Raw genomic sequence first — 1,311 nt, 5'->3', positions numbered from 1 at the left:
ACCTGATGTGGGGCTCGGCCAACTTCACACGGACCGCCGGCGGCGGCCCGGTGCCTGGCCAGGGCCTCGCGGCTGTCGAGGGCAACGGCAGCGGGGCCGACCTGCCCCACGACGGTGACCGCGAGCCGAACGACGACGGCGGCCATGGTGCATCGGACGGCGACGACACCGATGACGAGCAGGAGTTCGACGAGGAGACCGGCGAGCTGAAGGAGGCCGCCGCCTGAGCCCGCGGACGGTGGCCCCGTGGCAGAATTGCCAGGTGATGCGGGCCTTCAGGAAGACTGAGCGATTGGCGCTGCTGCCCGTGTTCGGAGCAGTGGGCCTGCTACTGGCAGCGACCTCCGCCTGCTCGGCGACCATCGGCGGCGGCAGCATCGGCAGCAGCAGCATCGGCAGCAGCAGCGCGGGCGGCGCGTCCGCGGCCGCGTCAGCCCCGTCCGCCCCGGCGCCAGCGGTGGCCGCCCGACCCGAAACCCCCTCCGCGACGCCCGGTCCGGCCACTTCGGCGGCCCGGACCCGCATGGAGGCGGCTCTGGCAAGGATGGCGGCCCCGGGGTCCGCGCCCGGGACGGATCAAATCCGTGCGGCCATCGTCGACGCCGGCTTCCCGCCCGCTGCCATCGAAGTCACAGCCAGCCGAACGCCCACCGGTCTTGCGGCGGACGCGGTGGAGGCAGCGGTCCGGCAGGACCAGGACTGCATCGTTGCCCAGCTGCGGAAGGGCACCGTGGCCGTGACCGTTCTCCCCCTTCTTGCAGGCGGCCGTTGTCTCGTCGGTTCGCCGGCCTAGTCCGCAGCCACCGGAACGGCGCTCCGCGGACCCGTCGCCGGACTCCGGCGGCCGCCCTCCGGAATGTGAGTTATCCGCTCCGAGCCACTAGATTTGTAGGCATGGCGGAATTTATCTACACAATGACCAAGGCCCGCAAGGCCGTTGGCGAAAAACTTATCCTCGACGACGTGAGCATGTCCTTCTTCCCGGGGGCCAAGATTGGTGTTGTTGGCCCCAATGGTGCCGGTAAGTCCACCATTCTGAAGATCATGGCCGGCTTGGACACTCCGTCCAACGGTGAAGCACGGCTGAGTCCCGGGTACTCCGTCGGCATCCTTTTGCAGGAACCGCCGCTGAACGAGGACAAGACCGTTCTGGGCAACGTCCAGGAAGGCGTCGGCGAAATCTACGGCAAGATCCAGCGGTTCAATGAGATCTCCGAAGAAATGGCGAGCCCGGACGCGGACTACGACACGCTCCTCGAGGAAATGGGCCACCTGCAGGAAGCCATCGACGCTGCCGACGCGTGGGACCTC

General features: G+C 68.5%; 2 protein-coding genes and 1 pseudogene. All 3 read left to right on the top strand.

Annotated features, from left to right (window positions below; all coding sequences use genetic code 11):
- Positions 1-227, top strand: a pseudogene (locus AB4Y86_RS19070) (single-stranded DNA-binding protein); the annotation flags it as partial.
- Between the two features lie 65 nt (positions 228-292).
- Positions 293-793, top strand: a complete 501-nt coding sequence (locus AB4Y86_RS19065) for a DUF6993 domain-containing protein (RefSeq protein WP_441403690.1) — start codon at positions 293-295, stop codon at positions 791-793.
- Positions 794-894: 101 nt separating this feature from the next.
- Positions 895-1,311, top strand: a 417-nt coding sequence (locus AB4Y86_RS19060; protein ID WP_441403689.1) for an ATP-binding cassette domain-containing protein, incomplete at its 3' end; no start/stop codon positions are given.

The sequence above is a fragment of the Arthrobacter sp. 2YAF22_2 genome, from assembly GCF_052114645.1.
Lineage (GTDB): Bacteria > Actinomycetota > Actinomycetes > Actinomycetales > Micrococcaceae > Arthrobacter.
Note: the sequence above shows the minus strand (reverse complement) of the source record. Positions and strands in the feature narration are given on the sequence as shown.